General features: G+C 68.6%; 23 protein-coding genes. 3 read left to right on the forward strand and 20 right to left on the reverse strand.

The genetic code is table 11. The features are described from left to right. Positions 1 to 8: 8 nt before the first annotated feature. The 16 genes from KK097_RS04675 to KK097_RS04750 all read right to left on the reverse strand — a co-directional run bounded on the left by KK097_RS04675 (position 9) and on the right by KK097_RS04750 (position 17,298). A complete protein-coding gene (locus tag KK097_RS04675; protein WP_214543865.1) occupies positions 9 to 980 on the reverse strand; it encodes a GDP-L-fucose synthase family protein in 972 nt (323 codons plus the stop codon). Beyond that, positions 980 to 2,008: a GDP-mannose 4,6-dehydratase gene (gene gmd / locus KK097_RS04680; protein WP_214528887.1), complete on the reverse strand. Its 1,029-nt coding sequence runs from the start codon at positions 2,006 to 2,008 to the stop codon at positions 980 to 982. The genes KK097_RS04675 and gmd overlap by 1 nt, the downstream gene beginning before the upstream one ends. Positions 2,009 to 2,048: 40 nt before the next feature. Then, a complete protein-coding gene (locus tag KK097_RS04685) occupies positions 2,049 to 2,954 on the reverse strand; it encodes a beta-1,6-N-acetylglucosaminyltransferase (protein WP_214528886.1) in 906 nt (301 codons plus the stop codon). A gap of 124 nt (positions 2,955 to 3,078) precedes the next feature. After that, positions 3,079 to 4,539 (reverse strand): oligosaccharide flippase family protein, encoded by a 1,461-nt coding sequence (locus KK097_RS04690; RefSeq protein WP_214543866.1) that lies wholly within the window; start codon positions 4,537 to 4,539, stop codon positions 3,079 to 3,081. Beyond that, positions 4,536 to 5,363 (reverse strand): O-fucosyltransferase family protein, encoded by an 828-nt coding sequence (locus KK097_RS04695; protein ID WP_214543867.1) that lies wholly within the window; start codon positions 5,361 to 5,363, stop codon positions 4,536 to 4,538. The genes KK097_RS04690 and KK097_RS04695 overlap by 4 nt, the downstream gene beginning before the upstream one ends. A gap of 143 nt (positions 5,364 to 5,506) precedes the next feature. Further along, a complete protein-coding gene (locus KK097_RS04700; RefSeq protein ID WP_214543868.1) occupies positions 5,507 to 6,565 on the reverse strand; it encodes a CgeB family protein in 1,059 nt (352 codons plus the stop codon). Positions 6,566 to 6,587: 22 nt separating this feature from the next. Then, positions 6,588 to 7,157, reverse strand: a complete 570-nt coding sequence (locus tag KK097_RS18350) for an acyltransferase (protein ID WP_307858333.1) — start codon at positions 7,155 to 7,157, stop codon at positions 6,588 to 6,590. Continuing rightward, entirely contained in the window at positions 7,154 to 8,167 is a 1,014-nt protein-coding gene (locus tag KK097_RS04710; RefSeq protein WP_214543869.1) for a glycosyltransferase, read from the reverse strand. The genes KK097_RS18350 and KK097_RS04710 overlap by 4 nt, the downstream gene beginning before the upstream one ends. Before the next feature lie 50 nt (positions 8,168 to 8,217). Further along, positions 8,218 to 9,519, reverse strand: a complete 1,302-nt coding sequence (locus tag KK097_RS04715; protein ID WP_214528881.1) for an O-antigen ligase family protein — start codon at positions 9,517 to 9,519, stop codon at positions 8,218 to 8,220. Further along, positions 9,516 to 10,382 (reverse strand): glycosyltransferase family 2 protein, encoded by an 867-nt coding sequence (locus KK097_RS04720; RefSeq protein ID WP_214543870.1) that lies wholly within the window; start codon positions 10,380 to 10,382, stop codon positions 9,516 to 9,518. Before KK097_RS04720 ends, KK097_RS04715 begins: the two co-directional genes overlap by 4 nt. Further along, on the reverse strand, positions 10,375 to 11,454 hold the full coding sequence (locus KK097_RS04725; RefSeq protein WP_214528879.1) for a glycosyltransferase family 4 protein: 1,080 nt from the start codon (positions 11,452 to 11,454) through the stop codon (positions 10,375 to 10,377). Before KK097_RS04725 ends, KK097_RS04720 begins: the two co-directional genes overlap by 8 nt. A 25-nt stretch (positions 11,455 to 11,479) precedes the next feature. After that, a complete protein-coding gene (locus tag KK097_RS04730; protein WP_214543871.1) occupies positions 11,480 to 12,604 on the reverse strand; it encodes a glycosyltransferase family 4 protein in 1,125 nt (374 codons plus the stop codon). Beyond that, positions 12,597 to 13,403 (reverse strand): WecB/TagA/CpsF family glycosyltransferase, encoded by an 807-nt coding sequence (locus tag KK097_RS04735; protein ID WP_214543872.1) that lies wholly within the window; start codon positions 13,401 to 13,403, stop codon positions 12,597 to 12,599. Before KK097_RS04735 ends, KK097_RS04730 begins: the two co-directional genes overlap by 8 nt. Next, a complete protein-coding gene (locus KK097_RS04740) occupies positions 13,404 to 14,903 on the reverse strand; it encodes a sugar transferase (RefSeq protein ID WP_250892801.1) in 1,500 nt (499 codons plus the stop codon). Further along, the gene (locus KK097_RS04745) at positions 14,884 to 15,831 is read right to left on the reverse strand and encodes a beta propeller repeat protein (RefSeq protein ID WP_214543873.1); all 948 of its coding nucleotides are present in this window, start codon (positions 15,829 to 15,831) and stop codon (positions 14,884 to 14,886) included. The genes KK097_RS04740 and KK097_RS04745 overlap by 20 nt, the downstream gene beginning before the upstream one ends. 15 nt (positions 15,832 to 15,846) lie before the next feature. Continuing rightward, on the reverse strand, positions 15,847 to 17,298 hold the full coding sequence (locus KK097_RS04750) for a tyrosine-protein kinase domain-containing protein (protein ID WP_214528875.1): 1,452 nt from the start codon (positions 17,296 to 17,298) through the stop codon (positions 15,847 to 15,849). 152 nt (positions 17,299 to 17,450) lie between these two features. Here KK097_RS04750 and KK097_RS04755 point away from each other — a divergent pair, with 152 nt between their 5' ends. Both KK097_RS04755 and KK097_RS04760 read left to right on the forward strand, forming a co-directional pair. Further along, positions 17,451 to 18,173 carry a CPBP family intramembrane glutamic endopeptidase gene (locus KK097_RS04755; protein WP_214528874.1) on the forward strand — a complete coding sequence of 241 codons (723 nt, stop codon included), beginning with the start codon at positions 17,451 to 17,453 and terminating at the stop codon, positions 18,171 to 18,173. Positions 18,174 to 18,247: 74 nt separating this feature from the next. Continuing rightward, a complete protein-coding gene (locus KK097_RS04760) occupies positions 18,248 to 19,531 on the forward strand; it encodes a PP2C family protein-serine/threonine phosphatase (protein WP_214543874.1) in 1,284 nt (427 codons plus the stop codon). A 157-nt stretch (positions 19,532 to 19,688) separates the two neighbouring features. On the opposite strand, the gene KK097_RS04765 is transcribed toward KK097_RS04760, so the two are convergent. Further along, entirely contained in the window at positions 19,689 to 20,327 is a 639-nt protein-coding gene (locus KK097_RS04765; protein WP_214543875.1) for a TetR/AcrR family transcriptional regulator, read from the reverse strand. A gap of 117 nt (positions 20,328 to 20,444) precedes the next feature. On the opposite strand from KK097_RS04765, the gene KK097_RS04770 reads away from it, so the two are divergent. After that, complete coding sequence (locus KK097_RS04770; protein ID WP_214543876.1) at positions 20,445 to 20,960, forward strand: hypothetical protein; 516 nt, start codon at positions 20,445 to 20,447, stop codon at positions 20,958 to 20,960. Positions 20,961 to 20,987: 27 nt separating this feature from the next. On the opposite strand, the gene KK097_RS04775 is transcribed toward KK097_RS04770, so the two are convergent. Genes KK097_RS04775 through KK097_RS04785 form a run of 3 tightly spaced genes read right to left on the reverse strand, consistent with a single transcriptional unit; the run spans position 20,988 to position 24,005 of the window. Further along, entirely contained in the window at positions 20,988 to 21,659 is a 672-nt protein-coding gene (locus KK097_RS04775) for a response regulator (protein ID WP_214528870.1), read from the reverse strand. Beyond that, positions 21,656 to 23,044, reverse strand: a complete 1,389-nt coding sequence (locus KK097_RS04780) for a sensor histidine kinase (protein ID WP_214543877.1) — start codon at positions 23,042 to 23,044, stop codon at positions 21,656 to 21,658. Before KK097_RS04780 ends, KK097_RS04775 begins: the two co-directional genes overlap by 4 nt. Then, positions 23,031 to 24,005: a CPBP family intramembrane glutamic endopeptidase gene (locus tag KK097_RS04785; RefSeq protein WP_214543878.1), complete on the reverse strand. Its 975-nt coding sequence runs from the start codon at positions 24,003 to 24,005 to the stop codon at positions 23,031 to 23,033. Before KK097_RS04785 ends, KK097_RS04780 begins: the two co-directional genes overlap by 14 nt. Positions 24,006 to 24,176 lie beyond the last annotated feature (171 nt).

Raw genomic sequence — 24,176 nt, forward strand, 5'->3', positions numbered from 1 at the left:
CACACCCGTCACTGACGGACGGAGTCCGCGTGTTCCCGGTACCAGTCGATGGTGGAGCGGAGCCCGTCCTCGAGGCCGATCTGCGCCGTCCAACCGGCGTCCGCCAGCTTCGACACGTCGAGCAGCTTCTGCGGGGTCCCGTCCGGCTTCGTCGTGTCCCAGACCGTCTCGCCCTCGAACCCGACGATCTTGCCGATCGTCTCGGCGATCTCCTTGATCGTGACGTCCGACCCGGTGCCCACGTTGACCTGATCCGGGCCGTCGTAGTGCTCCATGAGGTGGAAGACGGCAGCTGCCATGTCGTCGACGTGCAGGAACTCGCGACGGGGCGAACCGGTCCCCCAGTTCTCGACGGTCCGTGCGCCGCTGCGAGCCGCTTCGTCGTACCGACGGATGAGTGCCGGCAAGACGTGGGAACCGGTCGGCGAGAAGTTGTCGCCGGGACCATAGAGGTTGGTCGGCATGGCGGAGATCCACGGACGGCCGAACTGCCGGCGAACGGCCTGCACCTGCAGGATGCCCGCGATCTTGGCGATGGCGTACGCGTCGTTCGTCGGCTCGAGGTGACCCGTGAGCAACGCGTCCTCGTGGATCGGCTGCTCGGCCATCTTCGGGTAGATGCACGACGAGCCGAGGAACACGAGCCGCTCGACACCGTGCTCCACAGCGGCGTCCATCACGTTGACCTGGATCTGCAGGTTCTCGCTCAGGAAGTCGTGCGGGTACGTGTTGTTCGCCATGATCCCGCCCACCTTGGCGGCGGCGAGCACGACGTGCTTCGGCTGCTGCTCCGTGAAGAAGGCGAAGACGGCGCCGCGGTCCTTGAGGTCGAGCTCGGACGAGGTCCGCCCGACCAGGTCCGTGAAGCCCTCCGACTCGAGCTTGCGCCAGACCGCCGAGCCCACCAGGCCGCGGTGTCCCGCGACGTAGACGCGGTCAGCTCGATCGATCGGACCGGGGGCGAAGTCGGTCGTGGTCATCAGGAACCCCAGCTCTCGAGACGGACGGTGTCGATCCAGGGACGGCCCTCGTGCTCGAGGGCGGAGATGTCGGCGTCGACCATGATCCTCGCCAGCTCGGCGGTGTCGACCGTCGCTTCCCAGCCGAGCTTCTCCTTGGCCTTCGAGGCGTCGCCGACGAGCGCGTCCACCTCGCTGGGCCGCAGGTAGCGCTCGTCGAACCGCACGTGGTCTTCCCAGTTCAACCCTGCGTGCGAGAACGCGGTGGTCAGGAAGTCCTTGACGGTGAAGTCCCCGCCGGTCGCGAGGACGAAGTCGTCCGGCTCGTCGACCTGCAGCATCCGCCACATGCCCTCGACGTACTCGGCTGCGTAGCCCCAGTCGCGCACCGAGTCGAGGTTGCCGAGGTACACGTGGTCCTCGAGGCCGGCCTTGATCCGAGCGACCGCGCGGGTGATCTTCCGGGTGACGAACGTCTCACCACGACGCGGCGACTCGTGGTTGAAGAGGATGCCGTTGACCGCGAACATCCCGTAGGCCTCGCGGTAGTTCCGGGTCACCCAGTAGCTGTAGACCTTCGCCGCGCCGTACGGAGAACGCGGCCAGAACGGCGTCTCCTCGTTCTGCGGTGGCGGGGTGGCACCGAACATCTCGGATGACGACGCCTGGTAGAAGCGCGTGTGGATGCCGGACACGCGGACGGCCTCGAGCATGCGCATCGTGCCCACACCGGTCACGTCGCCGGTGTGCTCCGGCTCGTCGAACGAGACCCGCACGTGTGACTGCGCGGCGAGGTTGTAGACCTCGTCGGGCTTCAGCTCACTGAGGAGACTGACGAGTCGCGCTCCGTCGCCGAGGTCGCCGTAGTGCAGGAACAGCTTGGCGTCGGGGTTGTGCGGGTCCACGTACAGGTGGTCGATCCGCGACGTGTTGAACGTCGAGGCGCGACGGATGAGTCCGTGCACCTCGTACCCCTTCCGGAGCAGCAGCTCGGCCAGGTATGACCCGTCCTGTCCGGTGATGCCTGTGATCAAGGCCTTCTTGCGCAACTTGGTCCTCTACTTCACGTTGTCGATGTGAACGCGCGGCTCAGAGCCGCTCCGCCTTGATTCTGTCTCGCAGAGCCGTACTCGGGCCCGACACGATCTTGCGGATGAAGAACGCGTCGTTGGAAGCAACCAGTGGCCAATCCTCCGCAGTGAACACCCGGATGAGAGTCGGATCGATCAGATGCAGATTGGCGTACCGCCAGTTCCCTGGCCCGACGTAGTCCTCGAAGCCACCCGCTGGGGTCGCCGACGCGAACCGCGTCTGCATGACCAACGAATGGTAGAACTTCTCCTCAGGACAGAAGATCGACGCGAAGTAACGCTCGACCTCCGGCGTCACCAGCGCCTCCATCTCGCGAAGGCAGGACGCAGTCACCGCGAAATGTGTCCCACCGTGGCCGACTCGCAGCCCGTCAGGCACGAGCGGAGCCCGCCGCATGCTCAAGGGGCCGTCGATGACCCGTATGAATCCGTTCCGGATCTTCCGGAGGACCCTGTTGTTCGTCCGGGTCGACAGGAGACGCAGGTCGCGGTGATGACGGCGGTCGATCTGGCTGCGGTACTTCTGCTCGCTCTTCGATATCTCGAAAGCACGGAGGTACTGCCGACCCGGATGGCTCTCCAGCTGCGCGATCAGCTCGTCCATTGCGCGAAGGGGATAGTCGGACCCAGAGAGCAGGATCAGGTAGTCATCGTCGGCAGCGAATTCGAGTCCTCGCTGCACGAGTTTCCGGATGGCCTGCACTTGCGAGTAGCCGCCCCAGTTGACCTGAACCCTGTCCTCGATCATTCGGACGTTGGACCTGCCCGCAACAGCGCGCGTGAATGCCGGCAGGTCGACCTTTGCATCGACATGGACGATCACTTCGTGCGGCGACAAGGCGTCGACGAGCTCCCGGAGGTGTTCCGCGTCCTGGAAGGTGTAGACGAGGAATATGGGTTTCACTGTCGACCCTTCATGGTGGAGGGAAACCCGGTCCACGCCACAGCGCGACCCGTCTCCTGAGGGGCCGAATCTACCGCACGAGGGTGACGCTCGGTCAGCCGTCGAACAGGGCTTCGGCGGCCCACTAGGTGGCCTCGCCGCGACGCCCCAAGATCCCCCGGCGCCGAAGGATCTCCAGTGGTGGAAAAGCTCGACGCGCAACGAGGACCCACCCGGCAAGGAGGATGAGCCCGACACTCCCACCGGCGACGTTTGCGACTGAGACTGCTGAGTCGCGGAAGAGCGCCAGGAGCGCCAGGAGCGAGAAGTAGAGCACGAGCGCGAATGCGGCGGGCTGCGCATATCCGAGCACGAGTCGCCGGAGACGGATCGCTCGGACGCGCCGGGCCGCGAGGATGTGGACCACGTGCCTCCCGACCATCGCTGCGATGAGCGCCACGAGGGCGAAGACGTACTGCTGGTGGACTGCGACCATCGCCACCCCGACGGCGCTCAGGACGAATGCGATGGCCTCGGACATCCAGATGGACCGGAACAGCGCAGCCGATTCGAGCGCACCGGCCAGGAGCACCATCAAGGGCTGGACAGCTCCGAGAACGGCGAGCAGCGGAAGGATCTGAGCTGCGAGTCCCCACCCCGGCCCGAGTGCCACGTGAACGAGTTCTGGTCCCACTCCAGCGATGACGGCCCCCAACGGCAACGTGAACCAGGCAACGAGGCTCAGCATGTCGAGCCATGCGGCTCGCGCGGCTGACGAGCCGATCTGGTAACGACGGAATTCCGGGTAGATCACCTGCATCAACGCGTTCTGGAGTTGCGAGAACGGGATCGTCGAGAGGACGTCAGCGCGATTCCACGCCCCGAGCACACTTGCTCCGACGAACTGACTGACGCTCCATCGAGGGGCGTTGCCGGAGATGTACTGGAAGACCGAGACCGCGACCAGTTTGGTGCTGAAGCTGACGTTGTCGGACCGAAGGGCGAGTCGGCCCGGTACGAGATCACCGCGGAGCCGGGTGGCCGCCCAGAGCAACGTCCCCCACTGTCCGATGATCGCCGACACGGCGAGTGACTCCGGGCTTCGGAAGAGGAGCACGGCTCCGGCACCCGCGACCATCCCGGCGACGTTGGAACAGAAGGTGGCGATCGCCATCTCACGAAAAGCGCCCTGGCGGCGCAGGAGGCCCGTACTCAAGCTGAGGAACGGCATCACCAGCGCGCTCACGGCGAGGAGACGAACAGCGCCGGCGGCCTGCGGGGCGCCCCAGAATGCGCTCCAGAGATCGGCTGTGACCAGGGTGAAGAGCGCCGCCGCCACTCCGAGGAGCAGCGCGTAGGTCGCGAGGGGCCGTGTCGACGAACGTTCCGCATCAGGTGCACGAGCGGCCGTCTGCGACAGTCCACCGGAACCCAGGAGGTTGACGAGCGCCGCGATGGAAAGCGCAACGCTGTACGCACCGAAGACGCCCGGAGCGGCGAGCCTCGACGTGAGGGCCGCGTAGCCGAGTTGCACGACGACGGTGAGGAGTTGCAGCCCGTAGACCCATGACGCCCCCGCCATGAGGCGTCGCCCGTGCGACGTCACGAAGGGGCACCCGCGACCAGGCGGCCGAGACGAGTGGTGTCGAGGCCCTTGTCAGCCTGGTAGGCAAGCCAGCGGCCGGAGTCGGGCACATGGTGCCACCAGGGGGTCCGGGCGATGACGGGCGCCCGCGACACGAGCGCGGCGAGGAAACCGAAGGAACTCGGTGCCGCTACGACCACCCGAGCTGCCGCGATCTCGATGAAGTCCTGATCGCGCTCGCCTCCGTCGCTGATCGACACTCCGACGTGCTCCAGGTCGCGCAGGTCCGCAGCGTCGCCCGACGTGAAGAGCCTGATCGGCATGCTGCTGAGAGCTGACACGCCCCTGATCTCGTTGATCAGGCCTTGGTAGTAGTCGAGACCGATCCAGCGGTCGGGATGTGACTGAGGACCGATGTCGCCGCGCCGAGCATGGACAGCGATGTAGTCCGCGTTCGACTCGAGGCTGCGGAATTGATCGCCGAGGTAGCCTCCGAGGACTGCGCGTCGGAGCGGTTCTGCGGCCGGCGTTTGGTCCCAGCGACGCTGGTCCAAGGCCAGGCGCCCGATCCACGGACGGCTCGAACGAGGTGCTGCACGGCTCGTCGTTTCCTGGAGAGCGTGAAGCGACCAGTCGTCGGTCTCGAATCCAGTCGCGGCGAGGCGATGCTCGCGCACTTTCCCGGACGGTGCGGCAGCGGTCAGCTGCGCCAGGTCGAAGAGCCCTTTCGTGTCCTTCGTCACTTCCCCACCGAGGTACGGCACCCCGAGATCGGCGGACCAGAGGTAACCCGCGATCCACGTCGACAGCTGATGGCCGAGATCGGGGTACGGATCGATGCGCACACGGAGTCCCAGCAGGTTTCGTGGAGGTGTCCAGGCCCCCGGCGCAGTTCCGCCATCGCTCCTCCTGCGGAGCTCTTTGGCGTTCTTGCCCCGCTCGATGCGAAGCGAAGCACGAAGGGGGAGCGTACTGATCGGTCCGATCCTCACGGCCGTCCTCCCGTCGTCCGGCCCCAGACGGCGCGGGCGTCCGCTGGGTCGATCCACCGGGTGCGCCAGTTCAGCATGTGGACCATGAGATCGTCCTGTCGAAAGTACTCGTCAGCGAAGCGACGGCCCGCGGCGATAGCGTCGAGGCGATCATTCCTGGTGGTCTCGGCCAGCACCCGCTCGATGGAACCGATGAGGGCCTCCGGCGACCGTCCGCGCAACAGGAATCGGCTGCTGCTCGCCGGGAAGATCTCGTCGTACCCGGGGTGATCGGTCGTCGCATGGATCGACCCTGCAGCCAACGAGATGGGCAGCCGGTTCGAGAAGTAGGACGCTTCGCCCGCGAAGTGGTCCCAGTTGGCGCTGACCCAGCCTGAGGTGATCGCCTCGTCTTGCGCTTCGAAGGGCACGGGCCCCTTGGCCGTCGTTCCGTCCCAACCTCTCCCGAAGACCGCGAGCCGGTCTCCGAAGTGCTGCTGCATCAACTCGACGAATCGAATGCGTTCCCGCCAGTCGGGCAGACCTCGGAGCCGAGGGCGATTCCGGTTGGCGACGATGACGACGTCGAATGGACGGTCCTTCCGGATCGGTCGGTCGAAGTTGGCGCTTCTCGTCGGTTCGTAGGCCGAGGGGATCCAGCGGACGTCTGCGCTCCCCGCCCGGCGGAAGTTCTCGCTGAACCCGCTGCTCCCCACGGTGAAGACGACGTCCGCGGCCCTGCCTGCCGCCTTCGCTTCGGGAGGGATCGGATGCAGGTACCTCGAGTAGGGATCAGCCTCGTGGTAGATGAAATCGCCGGGACAGGCTGCGCGCAGAGCCGCGAAGTGCTGCCGACGCAGTCCGGTGTGTCCGAGGTGCTGCATGAACAGGATGTCCGGGCGGAAATCCGACACCCGTCGCACGAGCTCCTCACGGTGACGCTCGGCGTCTCCACCGTTGCGGATCGCGTCCAGGACGCTGAAGGTCGCGAGTGAAGCGACGCGGCCGGCCCTGACCAGCGCTTCCAGCGGATCACGGAAGCCGAGTTGGCGGAAACCGCCGAACTCGTTCGGCACGTAGAAGATCCGTGGCGACGATTCAGACATCGGGTGCTCCCGCCGCCTTGTCAACGGCGAGCCGGACACCCTGCTCTCGCAATGCGTCCCAGTGGGCGCTCAGTTCTCCTTCGCGGAACCGAGGCCTGAGCACCTTCGCCGGGTTGCCGGCGACGACCGTGTTCGCCTGGACGTCCTGCGTGACGACTGAGCCAGCCGCGATGACGGAGCTGTCCCCGACCGTGACGCCGGACAAGATGATCGCTCCGAACCCGATCCAGACGTCACTTCCGATCGTCGTGACGGCGCTGAGGGTCGGAGTGTCACCCACCCAAGGACTCGCGGTGATGGGGACCCCCACGACAGTCATGTCGTGATCGCGTCGACCGATGATGGCCGCCCGATTGGCGATGAGGACCGCGTCGCCGATGCTGCCGTCGACTTCGACACGGACGTCGGACCCGAGATGGACATCCGAGCCGATGGTCAGCGACGTCGGCGCCCAGAGACGGACGCGTGCGCCGAAGCGCAGGCCGCGCTCGCACGACACGGTCGTCGGCAGCGACCGGAACCACCGCCGCCGCCGGATGCCTGTCAGCACTCCTCGGATCACGGGGCAACCCTTCTTCGTCGTTTGGTGATGGTGGCTCGGTACACCGCCGTGTACTCGGCGACTCCCCTGGCGGCATGGAAGTCGATCGTCGGACCGCTACTCGCCACGGCTCCCGCTCGGAGACGTTCGCTCCACTTCGCCGGTTCCCGTTCTGCGAGTGCGACGACACCACTCTGCCCCACGGCCCACCGGAGCCCCGGAACGTCCGAAACGATCGCGGGCAGGCCGACGACCAACGCCTCAGCAAGCGCAACAGGCATGCCCTCGTGACGGCTGGGCATCGCGAACACGCGCCCAGCGACGAGCGCTGCTCCCGGATCAGCAACCCCGCGAGCGACGAGGAGTCCTGCTCGCTCGAGTCGTTCGAGGAGTTCCCCTTCGACGGGCCCGGCATCGTCTTCGGAACCGATGTGGGCAACGCGGAGGTTCCCGAGGAGCGCTGCCTCGAGTGCCACTTCGTGGTTCTTGATCCCCGAGCAGTTCCCGACGATGACGATCGGGGCCGAGGGCGCCACCACCGCTTCGGCACGCTGCCTCGCCAGGTCGAAGAACCGGTCCTCCACCCAGTTGTAGATCACCTGGGGCCGACGGCCGAAGCGCATCTCGTTCGCTGCCACGTCAGGGCTCGGAGCGATCAGAGCGCTGATCAACCGGTCAGCGACGATCGCCTGCACGGCACGACGTGCAAACCATCGACCGCGCGCGTCGAACACGTTGTGGATGGTCCTCACGACGGGCAGTCTCCGGTTCAGCCTCCGGATAGCGAGCACTGTCTGCAAGTACCGGCCCTCGGTGTGGATGTGCACGACATCCGGTTCGACGTCGGCGAGGAGGCGCCGCAGTACCTCGCGCCCAGCGGCTGTGTGCAATGCGCGGTCAGTGGTGGTCACCGAGTAGCCAGCGTCCCGGATCGCGCTCCCGAACGGATGCTGCTGACCCACACCGAGGACATGACCGTCGACACCCGCCGCTCCGAACTCCTGTGCTCCGGAGACGAGCATTCGCTCCATGCCACTCGGTTTGAGTTCCCCGAGGACGTGCAGGACCCGAATCCCGGGCGTCACCTGTGCACCTCAAGCCGCGGGGAGCCACGCAGCGCGGGCGTCTGTGGGGAGATCGCCTCGGGGAAGTCTCGGTCGAGGAACGCCAGGGCGAGGGGCAGACACGTCCACCACTGCCACGAATACGTCCATCCGTAGACGAGGAAGCACACGAGCACGGCAGTCAGGAACACGTCGCGGTTGGCCCTGAACCCGGCGAAGAACCGAGGCAGGAAGATGACCAACATCGCGCCGAGTCCGATCAGCCCCTCCCGCAGGTACACGGTGACGTACCAATTGTGTGGAGCGAAAACCACCCATCGGCCGACGCCCTCGAACCTGCCGAAGCCGTGACCGAAGGGTGCTCCGAACAGGACGGTCAGCACGCCCTCGCCCACCGATTGCACGATGAGCCCGATCCAGCTCGTGAGTCGCGCGGAATACGTTCCGGTGTTCGATGCTGAGCCGGCGAACTCAGCCACGATGCTGCTCGTCGACGACTGAACCGCCGACACCAGGACGCCCCCGACGAGGAGCGCCCCGAAGAGCAGCACGAGCTTCTGGCGAAGCGCACGAGGTCCGCGGACCAGGAGAACGAGTGCGACTGCAAGGGCTGTCAACCAGACAGTCCGCTGCTGACTGACGATCACGAACACCATGAACAATCCGAACAACCAGACCCAGCGCGTTTGCGCATTCCGCTGCCAGAGCCGGAGAGCAAGAACCGCACAGAGCGTGAGGAGCAGGGCTTGCCCCGAGACCAGAGGTCGGCCGGTCTGGCTGAGTTCTCCGCTGACGAGAACGAAGTCTGCGGTCCCGCCCAACCCGTACCGCGCAACGTGGTACAGGCCCACGATGCACAGTCCGACACCTTGCACGATGACGAGGAACTTCTCCGCGTAGACGACCTCGGATTGCGGCCAGGGACGCGTCACCGCCCAGAACAAGATGCCGAGGACGTACAAGAAACCACGTGCCTCGTTCACGGCGACGCCGAGGCCGAAGGTCGCGATCCCCTGAACGAGCGAGATCGCGAGCAGTGCGACGAGCACCGCACCAGCGATGACCGCAACAGGTGGGAAACGCCGGACCACCGCACGAGCGTCCAGGAGTCCCGCGACGATCAGGCTCACTGCAAGCCCGTCGCCAAGGGTGATGGTCGTGCCACCGAAAGTACCGATCGTTCCGAAGTTCGGGTACTCCCATGCCGTCACGGCGTACAAGGACGCCACCCAGTAGACGACGCGCGGCTGCATCCGCACCAGACCGATCGCGAGGACCATAAAGATGATCGCCACTGCGAGGAAGAGCAAGGTCGTCACCGGCTTGCTCCTTCGCCGCGCGCTGTCCGACGGAGGGTCCGAATCCACCAGAGCGCGTAGGACGCTGTGTAGAAGAACCACCACGAGCGTGCACTGTGCCGGCGCAGGTAACGCCGCAGCGAGCGCGGATTGCCCGCCCCTTTCTGACTGACGAACGAGCGCCAGGCGCTGATGAGGGATCGGTGCGAGACGGTCGGGTTCCGGCTGCAGTAACCGACCGTGCCCCCGGTCACCCAGATCGGCACACCTGCCGAGGTCGCCCGCATCCCGTAATCCACATCTGCGTACGCGTGACTGAATCCTCCGTCGATCGATCCGACTGCCCGAGCGATGTGGACCGGTAGGAGTACGACGTTGCCGTTGAACGCGTCGACTCGCTTCGCTTCCTCGACGAGTCCTGACGGCTCGACGAGAGCGAACGAGAGCGGATGGATCCCCGTGCGCCGGAGACCTCCGTACGTCAACTCGCCCGAAACCGCGTCGACGGTACTCCCGATGAGGATGCCCCCAGGCAGGCGAGATGCCGCTTCGAACAGTGCCCGGAGCCCCGAGCGCTCGAGCTGGACATCGTCGTTGAACCAGAGCAACCAGTCGTCGTCCCGGACGTCATCCCGTGCCAGTACCGCTGCCTCAGCAGTGGCCATGGACAGCGCCCAGAAAGCCGAACCGTCACCTCGCAGGACCGTCAGCCGATCCGCGGCGGCGGTAGCTTGCGCGATGGTGTCGTCTGATGAACCGTCGTCGAACAGCGTCACGTCGTACTCGACACCCGCACCGGAAGCCGCCTCGTGGAGCGACCGCAACGCGTTTCCGGTGGTGTCAGCGCGGTTGTGGCTGGCCACGATCACGTGCAACCTACTCATCGTCGTCCTTGATCGCTTCCTTCAGACCGCTGTGGAAATACTGCGCCATGTTCTCGATGGAGTACTTCTGAGATGCCCGGCGGCAGCTGTCTTGCATTCTCGCAAGTGCCTGCCGATCGCGAAGGAGCGTCACGACGGACCGGGCGGCGTCCTCGACACCATCAGACACGACGCAGGTCCTGCCGGGCTCGAGGTACCCGAACTCCGGTCCGTGCAGGGAGGAGGCGAGCGTGACGATCGGCCGGCCCGCTGCAAGGCTGTCGATGGCTGTCAAGCCGACTCGACCGGGAAGCAGGAGCAACTCGCTTTCGCGGAGCATCGACGCTTTCGCGCGTCCTGACACGGGGCCGCGATAGTCGAGCCACGAAAGTCGGTCAGCGGCGGACTGGACCACACTCCGAAGGCGTCCGTCGCCCCCGACCGCCAGGCGGAAGGCAGGATCCGCACGGTGTGCGGCCTCTCCGATCGCGATCAGCTCGGATATCTTCTTGCTGACGTCGAGGCCGCCGATGAAGCACACCTGGTGCGCCGACGTCGTCGTCTGGACGGATCGAAGGTCCTCCTGCAGCTGCCGCACGTCGATGCTGTTGTACAAGATCGTGGTACGCCGAGGATCCCTACCGATCTCTGCTGCCCACTCGGCACCGGAAGGCGTGTACGCAAAGAACCAGGCGGCCTTCCGGGTGATCAGGCGGCTGTACAGGCGTTCGAGGCGGGACGGCACCTTCACGACGTCAGCACCGTGACCCCACAGCGCTGTCTTCCGCGCGGTGCGGGGCCAGAGGAGCAACAGTGGAGTGTCGAGGTTCCGTCGGGCCTGTTCCACGACGATGAGGTCCGCTCGCCAGACGTCGCGAGGCAGAGCGCGGAAGGTCAGTCGCTTCCCGAGCAACCTCAGCTCTCGCTGCCGGATCTTTCGCAACCACGGGCGGGTTCGAACGCCGTCTCGTCGTTGTGCGAGAGTGCCCGCTGGTTCTCCCGCGAAGACGGTGAGTTCATCGCCCTCCGCCGACAGCGCCTCCGCCAACCTGTCGAAGAGTGGCGCACGGTATGCCGGAACGTACTCCTGCACGATCGCGAATCTTCGGCCTGCCACGTCACACACCTCGCTCGAGGAGCGCGACCCAAGCGGCGCTGTACTGGGCGAGTCCGAAGCGCTCACGCGAGGTTGCGAGGGCTCCGGCTGCGAGGCGTTCGCGATCACGCTGCGAGGACAGGATCTCCCGACAACGTCCGGACGCCGCCTCCCAATCACTCGAGTCGACGAGGAACCCGTTCTCGCCGTCTTCGATGACATCGCGGAGGCCTCCGACGTCGTAGGCGACGACCGGAACACCCAACCGCATCGCTTCCAACACGGTCAACGGCTGTGCCTCGTAGCGGTAGGTGCTGGGAAAGACGAGCACGGCTGCTGTCGAGAGCACATCGTCGCGGTCCTCATCGAACAGGGCACCCGTGAATTCGACTCGATCGCGAACGAGCGGGTCGAGGAGCGCGCGGAGACCGTCGAGGTACTCGTCCGACGAAGCACGACCGATCACGACCGCGCGCGATTCCGGCGTGCTGCCCAGGCATCGGTTCGCGATGCGCATGAAGTCCTCCGCACCCTTGCCGGGGATGAGGTTGGACAGAAAGACGATTGACGATGCGTTGGTCACAGGTGTGGCTTTCCCCTCCGGCTCCGGCTCCGGCTCCGGCTCCGGCTCCGGCTCCGGCACAGCGTTGGGGATCGTGCGGATCGCGTCGTTGAACCGCCGTACGTCTGGCACCATCGACTCCCCGAGGACGACCACGGACGCAGCACCGCCGAGGAGGAGAGCGACGCCGCGGCGTTGTCCTGCGCCTCGGTCAGCGAGTTCCTGGTACCCCGACGTGTGCACGTACGCGATGTAGGGACGGCGCAGCACCCGGAGGGTTGCGCTCATCATCACGTCGACCCAGAACGATGGCGGCCGGTTGGTGGTGAAGAACACCACCGCCGCACCTCGGTTGCGTCGGAGTGCGTTCCCGAGTCGGAACAGGAGCGAGAAAGCGCTGAGGACCTTCTTGAGGCTCGTACCGCCGATCTCGTCGACTGACTTGCTGAAACGCCGATCCACGAGAACCGCCCGCAGGCCGGAACGGTGAAGTGCTTCCAGGAACGTCCTCGTCATGATGGTCGATCCGTGCACCGGTGGAGGAAGCTGGCTGATCACCACGACGTCCGCGCCTGCCTCAGCCATGTCGTCTCCGAAGGACGAGGAGCAGGAACTTCACGTTGCCCAGCAAGTACCGTCGCCAGAGCCGTCGTGGCTCCCGGAAGAGCCGGTACAACCATTCCAGGCCCGTCCGGCGCCACAGTTTCGGAGCCTCGACCACATCTCCGGACACGAAGTTGAAGGCGGCTCCGACCGCCAACACGACTGCGGGGTGCCGCTCGGCGAGTCGCTGGACCTCGTAGTCCTGCTTGGGAGTCCCGATACCGACCCACAGCATGTTCGCCCCCGACTCCCGGATCAACGAGTCGATCAGTTCTCGATCGCTCGGTTCGAAGTCGGTGAACGGCGGGCTGAACGACCCCACCACCACTGCGTCGGGGTAGTCCCGCGCGATCGCCCTCTCGAGACGGGCCAGCGAGGCATCGCTTCCGCCGAGGAGGAAGTGTCGGATGCCGTGCGACGGGTTCGACGAGAGCAGCTCACGGAACGCATCTGGACCACGCAGATGCGCCACCTGACCACCCGCCCGACGGGCGATCCAAGCGAGGGGCGTCCCATCGGCGATGTTCAGCCCGTCCGACTGGAACAAGCGCAAGTAGCGCTCATCAGCGGTCAACGAGACGGTGTAGGCGTTGACGAAATGGACCGGCACTCCAGCGCCGTCCAGGTGATCGGCGATGAGCCGGAGCTCGTCGAGGATCTTCGCGCCGGGTATCGCGACCAGTGGCACGCCCGCTGCTCGCACCGTGGGAAGGGCCAGCAGGGTGTCGCGGGGAGTTGCTTCGTCCCCGCCGTCGGGCAGGACGTCGCTGTGAGTAGCCATCTAGTACGCACCCCGGCTGTTGGCGATTGCCTTGAAAGTCTTCCAGAGGATGAGGAGGTCAGCCACGATCGACCAGTTCTCCACGTAGTACAGATCGAGCCGCACCGAGTCCTCCCACGACAGGTCGGACCGACCGCTGACCTGCCACAGCCCCGTCATCCCGGGCTTCACCAGGAACCGACGGTGGACGTGCGTGTCGTAGCGGGCGACCTCGCGAGCGAGCGGCGGCCGCGGCCCCACGAGCGACATGCTGCCGGCCAGCACGTTGAACAGCTGCGGCACCTCGTCGAGGCTGTAGCGGCGCATGAACGCGCCGACTCGGGTGACCCGGGGGTCGTTCCGCATCTTGAACAGGACGTCGTTGCCCTCGGCCCGGTCGAGTGCGCTGAGCTCCTGCAGGCGCTCCTCGGCGTCGACGACCATCGAGCGGAACTTGATCATCCGGAACGTGCCGCCGTTCAGGCCCACGCGCTCCTGGCGGAACAGGACCGGACCGGGCGAGGTGGTCTTCACCAGCACGGTCAGCACGAGCAGCAGCGGCGACAGGACGACGACGAGCAGCGCTGCTCCGACCAGGTCGAAGGCGCGCTTCGTGTAGAGCTTCCGGCCCGAGTAGGTCGGCGTCTCGACGTGGATGAGCGGCAGGCCCTGCACGGGACGGGTGTGGATGCGCGGACCACCGATGTCGGTGAGGCTCGGGGCGACGACCAGGTGCTGCCGTCCGGGCTCGAGCGACCAGCTGAGTTCACGGACGCGCTCCGGCGGCAGGTCGTCGGAGCTCGTGATCACGACGGTGTCGGCCCCGGTCTCCCGCAGCGCGGAGCCGACGTCGTCGAACCCGCCGTGGCACTGGATCGCCGAACCCGGTAGCTGCCCCCGGAGGTTGGTCGACACGACCGCCCCGACGACGCGGTAGCCCGCTTCGGGCGACCGGGCGAGTTCGCGGCCGATGTGCAGGACGCTGGCCGGCGAACCGACCAGCAGCACCGTCGCCGAGTAGGCGCCCTGCTGGCGCTGCGCGACGAGCCACTGGCGCCAGATCCACCGCGACAGCAGGAGCACGAGGATCCCGATCGGGAACGCGATGAGCACGTAGCCGCGGGCGAGGTCGACGTGCAGCAGGAACGCCGCGATCGCGAGCAGACCGAAGACGCGGACGCTGGAGTCCGCGACCAGCCGGTACTCGGTGCTGCCGACGCCGATCACGCGCGCACCGCGGGTGTCGTACAGGGCGAGTGCGCTCATCCACACGACGATCACGACGATCGAGATGGCGGAGTAGCTCAGGCGCAGGTCGGCGGTGTTCGTGGCGAGGTTCGACTCGAGCCCGAGCCAGGCGATCTGCACGCCGAAGACGACCCAGATCAGGGCCAACAGGTCGGTGAAGAGCACGCGGCGCGAGTACGTGCGGCTCCACTCGTCCGTGGACCCGATCGCTCGCGGTGCGCGCAGCGCGTCGGCCGTCACGATCGCCGCCCGGTCACCACGACGCGCCACCATCACTCGAGACCCGGACCGTCTCACCGTCCCACAACCACACGTCCTGCCCGGCGCGGTCGATCGTGACGGTGCCGTCGGTGTCCGTGCCGTCGGCGCAACCGACCGGCGTGACGGGGGTGGTGGGCGTCACCCCGGCAGCGGACATGGTCACGAGCTGCACGCCGTCGCACGACGAGACGCCCACGCGGGCCAGCGTGTACTCGCCGCCGTCGACGGCGATGGAGCGCACGCCGCCCATCGGCACGTCGACCCAGGCGTCGGTGCCGGTCCGCCACTCGAGCTGGCCGTCGCAGATCACGACGGAGGTCTGCTCCCCCTGGAACGCCTCGATCGGGTCGGAGCACGGCGCCTGGACGGTGCCGCTGGCGAGCACGACGCCGTCGGTGGTGATGCCGGCGCCGGCGGCGCCGGCATTGCCGGCCTTCCACGTCACGCCCGCGTCGGTGCTGGTGCGTGCCGTCGTGGTGCAGTCGTCGCCGACCCCCGCCAGGATCGAGAGCTCCGCACTGGAGGCCCGGATCGCCATGAGCGATCCGACATCCGTCCCGAGTCCCACCGGAACCCACGTCGCCCCGCCGTCCACGGTGTGTTCCAGCACCGGCCGGGGGCCGGCACACGACCCGCCGGATGCGCGCCACGCCTCCTGGCCGTCGACCGCTGCCAACAGGCGGCGGCCCTGCTGCTTGGTCGCAGCGGCGTCTGCGTCAGCAGATGCACCTGCCCGTGGCGTCTCGCTCGGATCCGGCGTCCGCGTGAAGGTGGGGATCGGACCGGCGGGTCCGTTCTCCTCGGGTGCCGTTCGGCCCAGGGCGAGCGCGACGAGCACGACGTCGATGACGATCAGCGCCACCACCACGACCGCCACCAGGATGAACGTGGTCCGGGGCAGTGCGCGGCCGAGGCTTCGGGTCCCTCGGCGGTTCTTCATCGTTCGCGGCCCCGTTCAGCGTCCGGCGCGGCGGAGCACGCCGAGCTTCTTGCCGACCCGCTTCGGTGGGTGCGTCGACGTGGTCACGGTGTTGTCGTCCTCGTCGTGGCCGTAGCTGTAGCCGTAGCCGTAGCGGCCGTGACCGTAGGCTCCCGGGCCCTTCAGCGGCATCTTCGTCAAGACGAAGCCGGAGATCGGGGCGCCGACGTTCTCGAGCGACGCGACGGCTGCGGCGAGCTGGCCCTTGAGGGTCTGCCCCGAGGCGACCGCGAGGATCGCGCCGGAGGCCTTCTTGGCCAGGATCGCCGCGTCGGTGACGGGCAGCAGCGGCGGGGCGTCGAACAGGACGTAGTCGAACTGCTGCTCGAGCCGTTCGATCAGGTCCTGCATCGCCCGGGAGCCGAGCAGCTCGGACGGGTTCGGCGGGATCTGGCCGGCGGGCAGGACGACGAGCTTGCCGCGACCCCACGGGTGGGCGACGTCCTCCAGGTCGGCGCGGCCGATCAGGACGTCGGTCAGACCGGCGTTGCTCTCGACGTCCATGTACTCGGCGACACGGGGGCGACGCAGGTCGGCGTCGATCAGGATGACGCGGAACCCGGCGCTGTCCAGTGCGATGGCGAGGTTCGCGACCGTGGTGCTCTTGCCCTCGGACTGCATCGACGACGTCATGACGAAGGTGCGGGCACCGGTGCCGATGTCCAGGAACTGCAGGTTGGTGCGGAGCGTGCGGAACGACTCGGCGCGGGGACTGCGCGGGTCGACCTGCACGATCAGGGGCCGTTCGGCGGCCTTGGCGTCGTAGGCGATGCCACCGACGACCGGCTTGTCGCTGATCTTCTCGACGTCGAGTTCGGTGCGGATCCGGTTGTCCAGGGTCTGGCGCAGGACGGCGATGCCGACACCCAGCGCGAGCCCGACGAGCAGCCCGAGCGCGACGTTGACGGGGACGTTCGGGCTGACCGGCGTGCTCGGCACGTCGGCCTGCTTGACGCGGGTGAGCTTGACGGTGCTCTTGCCGCTCGCGTCGGTGGCCTCGATGTCCTGCACGACGTTGGTCAGGCTCTGCGATGTCGCGTTGGCGATGTTCGCGGCCTGCACCGGGTCGGTGCCCTCGACCGAGATGGCGATGAGGGTGGTGCTCGTCGGCGCCGTCGCCGACACCATCGTCGCGAGCTGGTCGGCGTTCATGTCGAGCTTGAGCGTCGAGATGACGGGCAGCAGCACGATCGGCGTCGACACCAGGTTCGAGTACGTCAGCACCCGCTGCTGGGTGAACGTGTTGCCCTGTGCCAGGTCACTCGCGCTGCCGGACGTCTCCGTGGAGACGAAGACCTGCGCCGATGCCGAGTAGACCGGCTTCTTCAGCAGGGAGAACCCTGCGGCCGCGGCCACTCCCACCAGGGCGAGTACGACGATGAGTACCCATCCCTTGCGGAGCACCGTGATGTAGTCGCGGAGTTCCACGCCTTTGCCTTCCCCGATCATGGCCGTCCCCGTGGTCCCGACACAGGCGCCCCGGGGTATTCCCAGCGCACGGCATACAAATAGTGCCACAGGAACGAGCGCTGCTCGGGGCAAGTCGCCATCCGCCGCGCGGTGTCCTCTACGGTGGCCCCATGAGCTCCGAGCCGGCCCCGATCTCCACCGACCCCGGCGAGCGGCGGCAGCGGGACCTCATCGTCATCCTCGTCGCACTCGGCGTCGCCGTGATCCTCACCCGCATCGTCGGACAGGTCACCCGGACTGGGGGCATCCCGTCGCCGGTCCTGCAGGTGCTCGCCGCCGATGCGGCCGTGTGGCTGCCCCTCGCGGTCGGCGCCGCGGTGGTGCTCCGTCGGACCTCGCGCTCGGCGATGCTGTCACGGTTGCGGCTGGACCTCGGGATCGTGGTCTTCGCGATCGGCATCGTCATCATCTGCCGCGTGCTCGACGTGTTCCTGTCCATCGCGTTCACCGGCACGACCGGGCTCGTCCCCGCTCCGACGCTCGGCACACCGGACGTCGGGCTGCTGCTCGTGTCGGCGATCGGCATCGTCATCGTCAGCCCGGTGCTCGAAGAGGTGGTGTTCCGCGGGCTGTTCCAGCGCCGGCTGGCCGCCGAGCTCACGCCCCGCACGCGGTTCCTCGCCGTGCTGGTCACCGCGGTCCTGTTCGCGCTGCTCCACCTGCTGCTCGGTGCGGGTGGCACGACGCTCGGCGGGTTCCAGGTGTTCGTGACGACGTTCGTGCTCGGGCTCCTCACCGGCACGCTCGTCGCGATGACCGACCGCATCGGCGGCGCGATCCTGGCGCACGTGCTCTTCAACGCGGTCGCCGTCGTCGCCACCTGGCCGCGCTGAGCGGCCAAGGCCGCGTCCCCAGATGGGGGCAGGACCGGTCATGGACCATCGCTGACCACTAACCTGCACTGAGCATGACTCGCCCAACCAGCATCGTCGACAACCCTCTCGTCCGTCAGGCTCCGATCAGCGGCCTGTTGGCGCTTTCGGCGTTCCTGAGCGTCGTGATGCCGTCGCTGGCGATCACCCAGCATGACCTGTTCGTCGCGAGCGTGATCGGCATGACCGTCGCGACGCTGCTGAGCGCGATCCCGACGCTCGTGCGCCGCGCGGCCTGGGTGGTACCGATCCTGCTGACCGTCGACTTCCTGACGATCGCCCTGCTGCGCACCGGGACGGGTGCCGGCTCCTCGCTGTTCACAGCGATCGTGGTGCTCCCGGTGGTCTGGTGGGCGTCGCTCGAGAACCGTCGGACCGTGGTGTTCGCGATCACGGGCGTCGTGCTCGTGATCCTCGCGCCCTACGTCCTGACCCCGTCCGACGCGCCCGGCGCGAGTGAACTGGTCCGCCTGGCCATCCTCGTCGTCGTGTTCGTCACGGTCGCCGTCGTCGTGCACGAACTCTCCCGCCGGGCCCGACTGAGCCTGCGCTCGGCTGAAGCGCGCGAGGGCAAGGTCCGCGCGGAGATCGACCGCGCCGCCGCCGTGCAACGCTCACTGCTACCGACCACCACGGGCCGCATCACCGACGACGTCGTCGTGGCCGGAGCATGTCTGCCGGCACGCAGCGTCGGCGGCGACTTCTTCGACTGGTACCCGACGCCGACCGGCGTGGCGGTGAGCCTCGGCGACGTGATGGGCAAGGGCGTCGGCGCGGGCCTGATCGCCGCCGCGGTGCGCGCGACCCTGCGGAGCGCCCGCACGGTCGAGGACCCTGCCGATGCTCTGCGGCGCGCGTCGGACGGCCTGACCGCCGAGGGCGTCGGACCGGACCTCGCCTTCACCACCCTGTTCCACGCCCGGATCTCCGACGACGGCACCCTCCGGTGGTCGGACGCCGGGCACGGGCTGAGCTTCGTGTTGCGCGCCGACGGACACGTCGACCGACTGCGATCCGGCGACATGCCGCTGGGGCTCGGCATCCGCGAGGAGTGGGCGACGGCCGAGGGCACCCTCGAACCGGGCGACCTGCTCGTCTCGTTCAGCGACGGCGTGCTCGACCTGTACGACGACCTGGACGACACGATCGATTCCGTCGCCGCGATCGCCCGCGCCGGCCGCGACCCGCACGCCGTCGTCCTCGCACTGTCGGCCCGCGCCGACGAGGTGCCGCACGACGACGACGTCACGGTGATCGCGATCCGCCGGCAGCCGGTCGAGGTGGACACGGAGCGACCGCTCGCGATGCACGCCGACTGACGGCACGGCCGAGCGCCGGGCCCGGGCCGGAGCGGTTGGTACGCGCCGCCGCTCGAACCCGAATCGTGCGGCGACGCGTGCAGACGACGAGCGTCTGCCCTCGGAACGCCCTAGCGTCCTCGGTCTGTGGGGGCGGCTCGACGAGCCGCTCGGAGGGTCAACCGACCCGGTCGAGGTCCCAGAGCGGCGGGACGTACGCGCGGGACCAGCCCTCGCGCAGGCGCGTCACGGCGCGGTCGAAGGCCTCGAGCAGGTCCATCTCCGGTCGCACCATGGACTGCAGCTGCAGCCCCTCGTAGGTCGCGAGCAGCTGCTCGGATCCACGTGCCGGCTCCATCGTGCTGGGCTCCCGCCCGAGCATGACGTCACGCTCGAGCGCGTGCTGCACGAAGGCGTGGAACCGACGCCACCGGGCGTGCAGCATGGGCGCGAGCGGGTGCTCGGGCGACGCCGCGATGTTGAGCGTCGCCGTCAGGAAGCGCATGAGCGACGGGTCGGCCACGTTCGCGGTCACGATCGCGCGGAGGAACCGGATGGTCCCGTGCTGCTCGGCCAGGGGCATGAGCGGCGTGGTGCGGTCCTCGTTCCACCGGTCGATGGTCGCGAGCAGCAGGCCGTCCCAGCTCGGGAACGTCCGGCCGACGACGGCGGTGTCCACCCCGGCCGCAGCCGCGACGACCTCGGGGGTCACCTCGTGCAGCGGACGGGAACGCAGCGCGGTGATCATCCCGTGGATGACCTCGCCCCGGAGGGAGGGGTCGTCGTGCGAGGTGACCGGCGGCGCTCCCATGTGCATGCACACACTCCAGCAGGGTCCCGCAGCCCTGCACAGTCCCCCGAACGGGAACGCGCGTTCCCCGGACAGGGCGCGACCGCCCTGGTGTCGGCGGTCGGCGTGGGTCATACTCGCCCCATGCAGTGGGGACGGATCGCACCGGTCGCGGCACTCGTCGTGGTGCTCGGCAGCACCCTGGCGGGCTGTGCCACCGAGACGAGCGGCGATGCCGGCCCCACGGACCCGAGCACCCAGGCCGGGCCGCTGCAGTCCGGGTTCTGCGCCGACTACGTCCCGCTGAAGACCTCGGCCGAACGCCGCGACGCCGCCGACCTGGTCATCGACGCCGACGTCACCAAGACCGAGCGCACCGTCGAACTCCAGGGCATCTACGACGTGTACGAGGCGACGGTCGCCGACGTCCCGAAGGGCGACGACGCCGCCTCGGGTCCGAAGCCGGGCGACACGATCCAGGTGATCAGCACCTCGGACGAGTGCGAGACGAGCGGCGAACCGGTCGAGTACCTCGAGGGCGACCCGCTCGCCGACGAGGGCACCTTCCGCCTGTACCTCTCCCCCGCCGACGACGACGGCGACGACGTCGTCTGGCGGCTCGTCGTCCCCGGCGCCGCGGAGCCACAGCCCGCCGGCTGACGCCGCAGGCGGCTGACACCGGGGCCCCTACGGCTGCTCCGGCACCGTCACGATCCGGTTCTGGTACGCCCACACCACGGCCTGCAGCCGCGACCGCACCCCGAGCTTCGGCAGCATCCGCGCCAGGTGCGACTTGACGGTCGACACCTCGAGCACGAGCGCGGCCGCGATCTCCTCGTTCGACATCCCCTGCGCCAGCAGCAGGAGGACCTCGCGTTCGCGGGCCGTCAGCACGCCGTCGGCCCGGTCGCCGGAGACCGGCTGCAGGCTCCGGCGTGACACGAACTCCCGCAGCACCCGCCGGGTCAGGGCCTGGTCGAGCGTGCCGTTGCCGGCAGCGACCTGGCGCACGGCGTCGATGATGGTGTCCGGCTCGGCATCCTTGAGCAGGAAGCCCGAGGCCCCGGCCTCGAGCGCCCCGAACACGTAGTCGTCCAGGTCGAACGTCGTCAGCATGAGCGCGGGGATCGCCGGATCGGCGTCTGGAGCGCAGAAGATCCGCGCGAGCTCGATCCCGTTCATCACCGGCATCCGGATGTCCAGGCAGGCGACGTCGGGTCGCGTGGCGCGCGCCAGTGCGAGCGCCTCGCCGCCGTCCGCGGCCACGCCGACCACCTCGATGTCCGGCTCCGCGCCGAGGAGCGCGGACACCCCGGCACGGACCAGGGGCTGGTCGTCCGCGACCAGCACGCGGATCACGCGACCACCCCGGAACCGTCGGCGTCCTGTGCGGGTGCGGCAGGTGCCTCCCGGCCGAGCGCCAGCTCCACCAGCCATCCGCCGGTGGCGGTCGGGCCGGTCTGGAGGCGCGCCCCGACCAGGTCCGCCCGCTCGCGCATCCCCCGCAGACCGTTGCCACCCGACGGAGAGGTCTCCGCTGCCGGCACGGCGGCCGGTGCGTTCTCCACCCGGATCACCAGACGGGGCGCGTCACGGTCGTCGATGGTGACGGTGCACGGGGCGGACGGGGCGTGCAGGGCGGCGTTGGCCAGCGCCTCCTGGACGGTGCGGTAGGCGGCGAGCTGCGCGAGCGGGCCGACGCCGTCGGCGAGCGGGTGGTCCCCCGGCAGCACGTCCAGCCGGACATCGCTGCGGAACCGGGCGCGTTCGGTCAGGTCGACGATCCCGGCGACGGTCTCGACGGCGCGCTCTGCGGGGGTGTCGTCGCGGAGCAGGCAGACCAGGCGACGGAGGTCGTCGAGCACGGCGGTGCTCTGCTCCCGCACCTGGCGAGCGCCCTCGTGGGCACGCTCCGGGTCGGCGTCGATCTGCCGGTCGATGACCGCGGCCATCAGGGCGATGCCGGACAGGTGGTGCGCGGCGATGTCGTGGAGCTCACGGGCCATCGCGGCACGCTCCCGCGACACCGCGGCGTCGACCAGGGCGTCCTGCTCGCGGCCGACGGCGCTGGCCTCGGCGGTGCGGGCGACGCGCACCTCGCGGCGGGACTGCACGAGCAGGGTGACCAGCAGCGGCAGGCCGACCGCGCCGATCGCCTGCAGCACGCCCTGCCCGAGCGAGCCGGTCAGGCCCTCGGTGACGTCGGGACCAGACGGCGCGGCGACCGCGAACAGCACCGCGCTGCCGGTCGCGACGAGCGCACCGGTGACCAGGAGCGTCGGCCACAGTCGGGCCAGTGGGACACGGAGCGCGGCGAGGACGACGGCGACCACCACCGGCAGGGCGGTGAGGCCGAACAGGTCGGACGCCTGCGGAGCGAGCGCCGCGACGAGCACCGGCAGGGCGGCGACCACGACGAGCACGCCGCGGGGAGCCCGACGGGCGGCGAGCAGCGCGGCGGACTGGGCCAGCAGGCCGAGGGCCAGGACGCTCCATGCCGCCGTGAACGGGGCGGGTGCCCGCAGGGCGAGCGCGGCGCCGTCCGGCTCGGCGGCGTCGAGCGGTGGGAGCCCGAGCAGCAGCCCGAGGGCGACGACGGCCGTGCCGAGCGCGACGAAGACGTCGACGCGGCGGGCGCGCTGCGCGGCGGGCTGCTCGGCCGGCGCGGCCGGGCGCGCGGACTGCGCGGACTGCGCGGTCGGCTCGGCTGGTGCGCGCAGCGCGTCGTGCTCAGCGGGTGCCATCGTTGGATCCTACGAGGCGGGCGCGGGTGGGGACCGGCGCGTCGAGGGGCAGGGCGCGTCGGGCGGGGTCGTAGCCCAGGCGGCCACGGGTCGCGACGAGCAGCACCACGGCGGCGATCGTCGACATGATGGTCAGGCCGATCATGAGCGTGCCGGCGGTCATGCTCGGGTACATCTCGGGGAACAGCGTCGAGATCGTGTTGTTCACGCCGACGTGCAGCAGCAGTGCCAGGGGCAGGCTCTCGCGGGTCTTGTTGAAGACCTGGATCATCACGACGTTGAAGGTGATGGTGAACAGGGCGAACACGACGGGCTCGCTCCAGTGCGCGTTCGGCCAGCCACCCCAGTCGCTGAAGTACAGCGGCATGTGCCAGAGCGCCCAGATCGGACCGAGGATCGCGGCGGCGCCGAGGCCCCCGAAGCGGTGCTGCAGGCGGGGCAGGGCGAAGTCGCGCCAGCCGGGCTCCTCGCTCAGGCCGGTCGAGAACAGCTGGATGATGAGTCCGGGAACGAGCATCGCGAAGGCCAGGGCCGAGGGGGCCCGCACGTCACCACCGGCGAACGGCAGCGCGGACACGACGATCAGGGCCGGCACGACGACGAGCGCCAGTGCGTACCAGTACCAGGCGACCCGCCAGCGGAACAGCCGTCCCACCCAGCGGCGGAGCCCCGCGCGACCGTCGGCGACCGCCGTGACGATGAACGCACTGCCCAGCGGGCCGAGGAGCGCACCGGGCAGGACGCCCGTGAACTGTCCGCTGCCCAGCACCTCGGGGAAGTGGATGTCCCACACGCCCATGCCGTGCGGCGACAGGATGTACGGCACCCACGCGAGCCAGCTCAGGCCGAGTGCCATGGTGAAGAAGGACGAGAGCGGGTGCCGGGCGATGAGGCCGCCGACACCCCCTCGGTCGCGGGGTGCGGTGCCGGCGGCGGGCCGGGCTTCGGTGGTGTTCGTCATGACTACGACGCTAGGAACGATCGCGCCCGGGGACGACCGGCTTCGGGACGCACCTGCGGGAGTTCCATCGAAGGATGCAAGCTGCGCTTCGTTCCGTGGTTCACCGGGGGGGGGATGAACACGCCGTCGTCATCGCTCGACGCCCCGTCGTGCTCGAGACGCCGCCGAATC

It is taken from the genome of Curtobacterium flaccumfaciens (assembly GCF_018598405.1).
Lineage (GTDB): Bacteria > Actinomycetota > Actinomycetes > Actinomycetales > Microbacteriaceae > Curtobacterium > Curtobacterium aurantiacum.

Coding starts and splice junctions, on each gene's coding strand:
- KK097_RS04720 (WP_214543870.1), bottom strand. CDS start 10,382: ATGAGTAGGTTGCACGTGATCGTGGCCAGCCACAACCGCGCTGACACC.
- KK097_RS04730 (WP_214543871.1), bottom strand. CDS start 12,604: ATGGCTGAGGCAGGCGCGGACGTCGTGGTGATCAGCCAGCTTCCTCCA.
- KK097_RS04675 (WP_214543865.1), bottom strand. CDS start 980: ATGACCACGACCGACTTCGCCCCCGGTCCGATCGATCGAGCTGACCGC.
- KK097_RS04735 (WP_214543872.1), bottom strand. CDS start 13,403: ATGGCTACTCACAGCGACGTCCTGCCCGACGGCGGGGACGAAGCAACT.
- KK097_RS04770 (WP_214543876.1), top strand. CDS start 20,445: ATGCAGTGGGGACGGATCGCACCGGTCGCGGCACTCGTCGTGGTGCTC.
- KK097_RS04760 (WP_214543874.1), top strand. CDS start 18,248: ATGACTCGCCCAACCAGCATCGTCGACAACCCTCTCGTCCGTCAGGCT.
- KK097_RS04780 (WP_214543877.1), bottom strand. CDS start 23,044: ATGGCACCCGCTGAGCACGACGCGCTGCGCGCACCAGCCGAGCCGACC.
- KK097_RS04785 (WP_214543878.1), bottom strand. CDS start 24,005: ATGACGAACACCACCGAAGCCCGGCCCGCCGCCGGCACCGCACCCCGC.
- KK097_RS04710 (WP_214543869.1), bottom strand. CDS start 8,167: ATGGAGCGAATGCTCGTCTCCGGAGCACAGGAGTTCGGAGCGGCGGGT.
- KK097_RS04740 (WP_250892801.1), bottom strand. CDS start 14,903: ATGGTGGCGCGTCGTGGTGACCGGGCGGCGATCGTGACGGCCGACGCG.
- KK097_RS04765 (WP_214543875.1), bottom strand. CDS start 20,327: ATGCACATGGGAGCGCCGCCGGTCACCTCGCACGACGACCCCTCCCTC.
- KK097_RS04745 (WP_214543873.1), bottom strand. CDS start 15,831: ATGAAGAACCGCCGAGGGACCCGAAGCCTCGGCCGCGCACTGCCCCGG.
- KK097_RS04755 (WP_214528874.1), top strand. CDS start 17,451: ATGAGCTCCGAGCCGGCCCCGATCTCCACCGACCCCGGCGAGCGGCGG.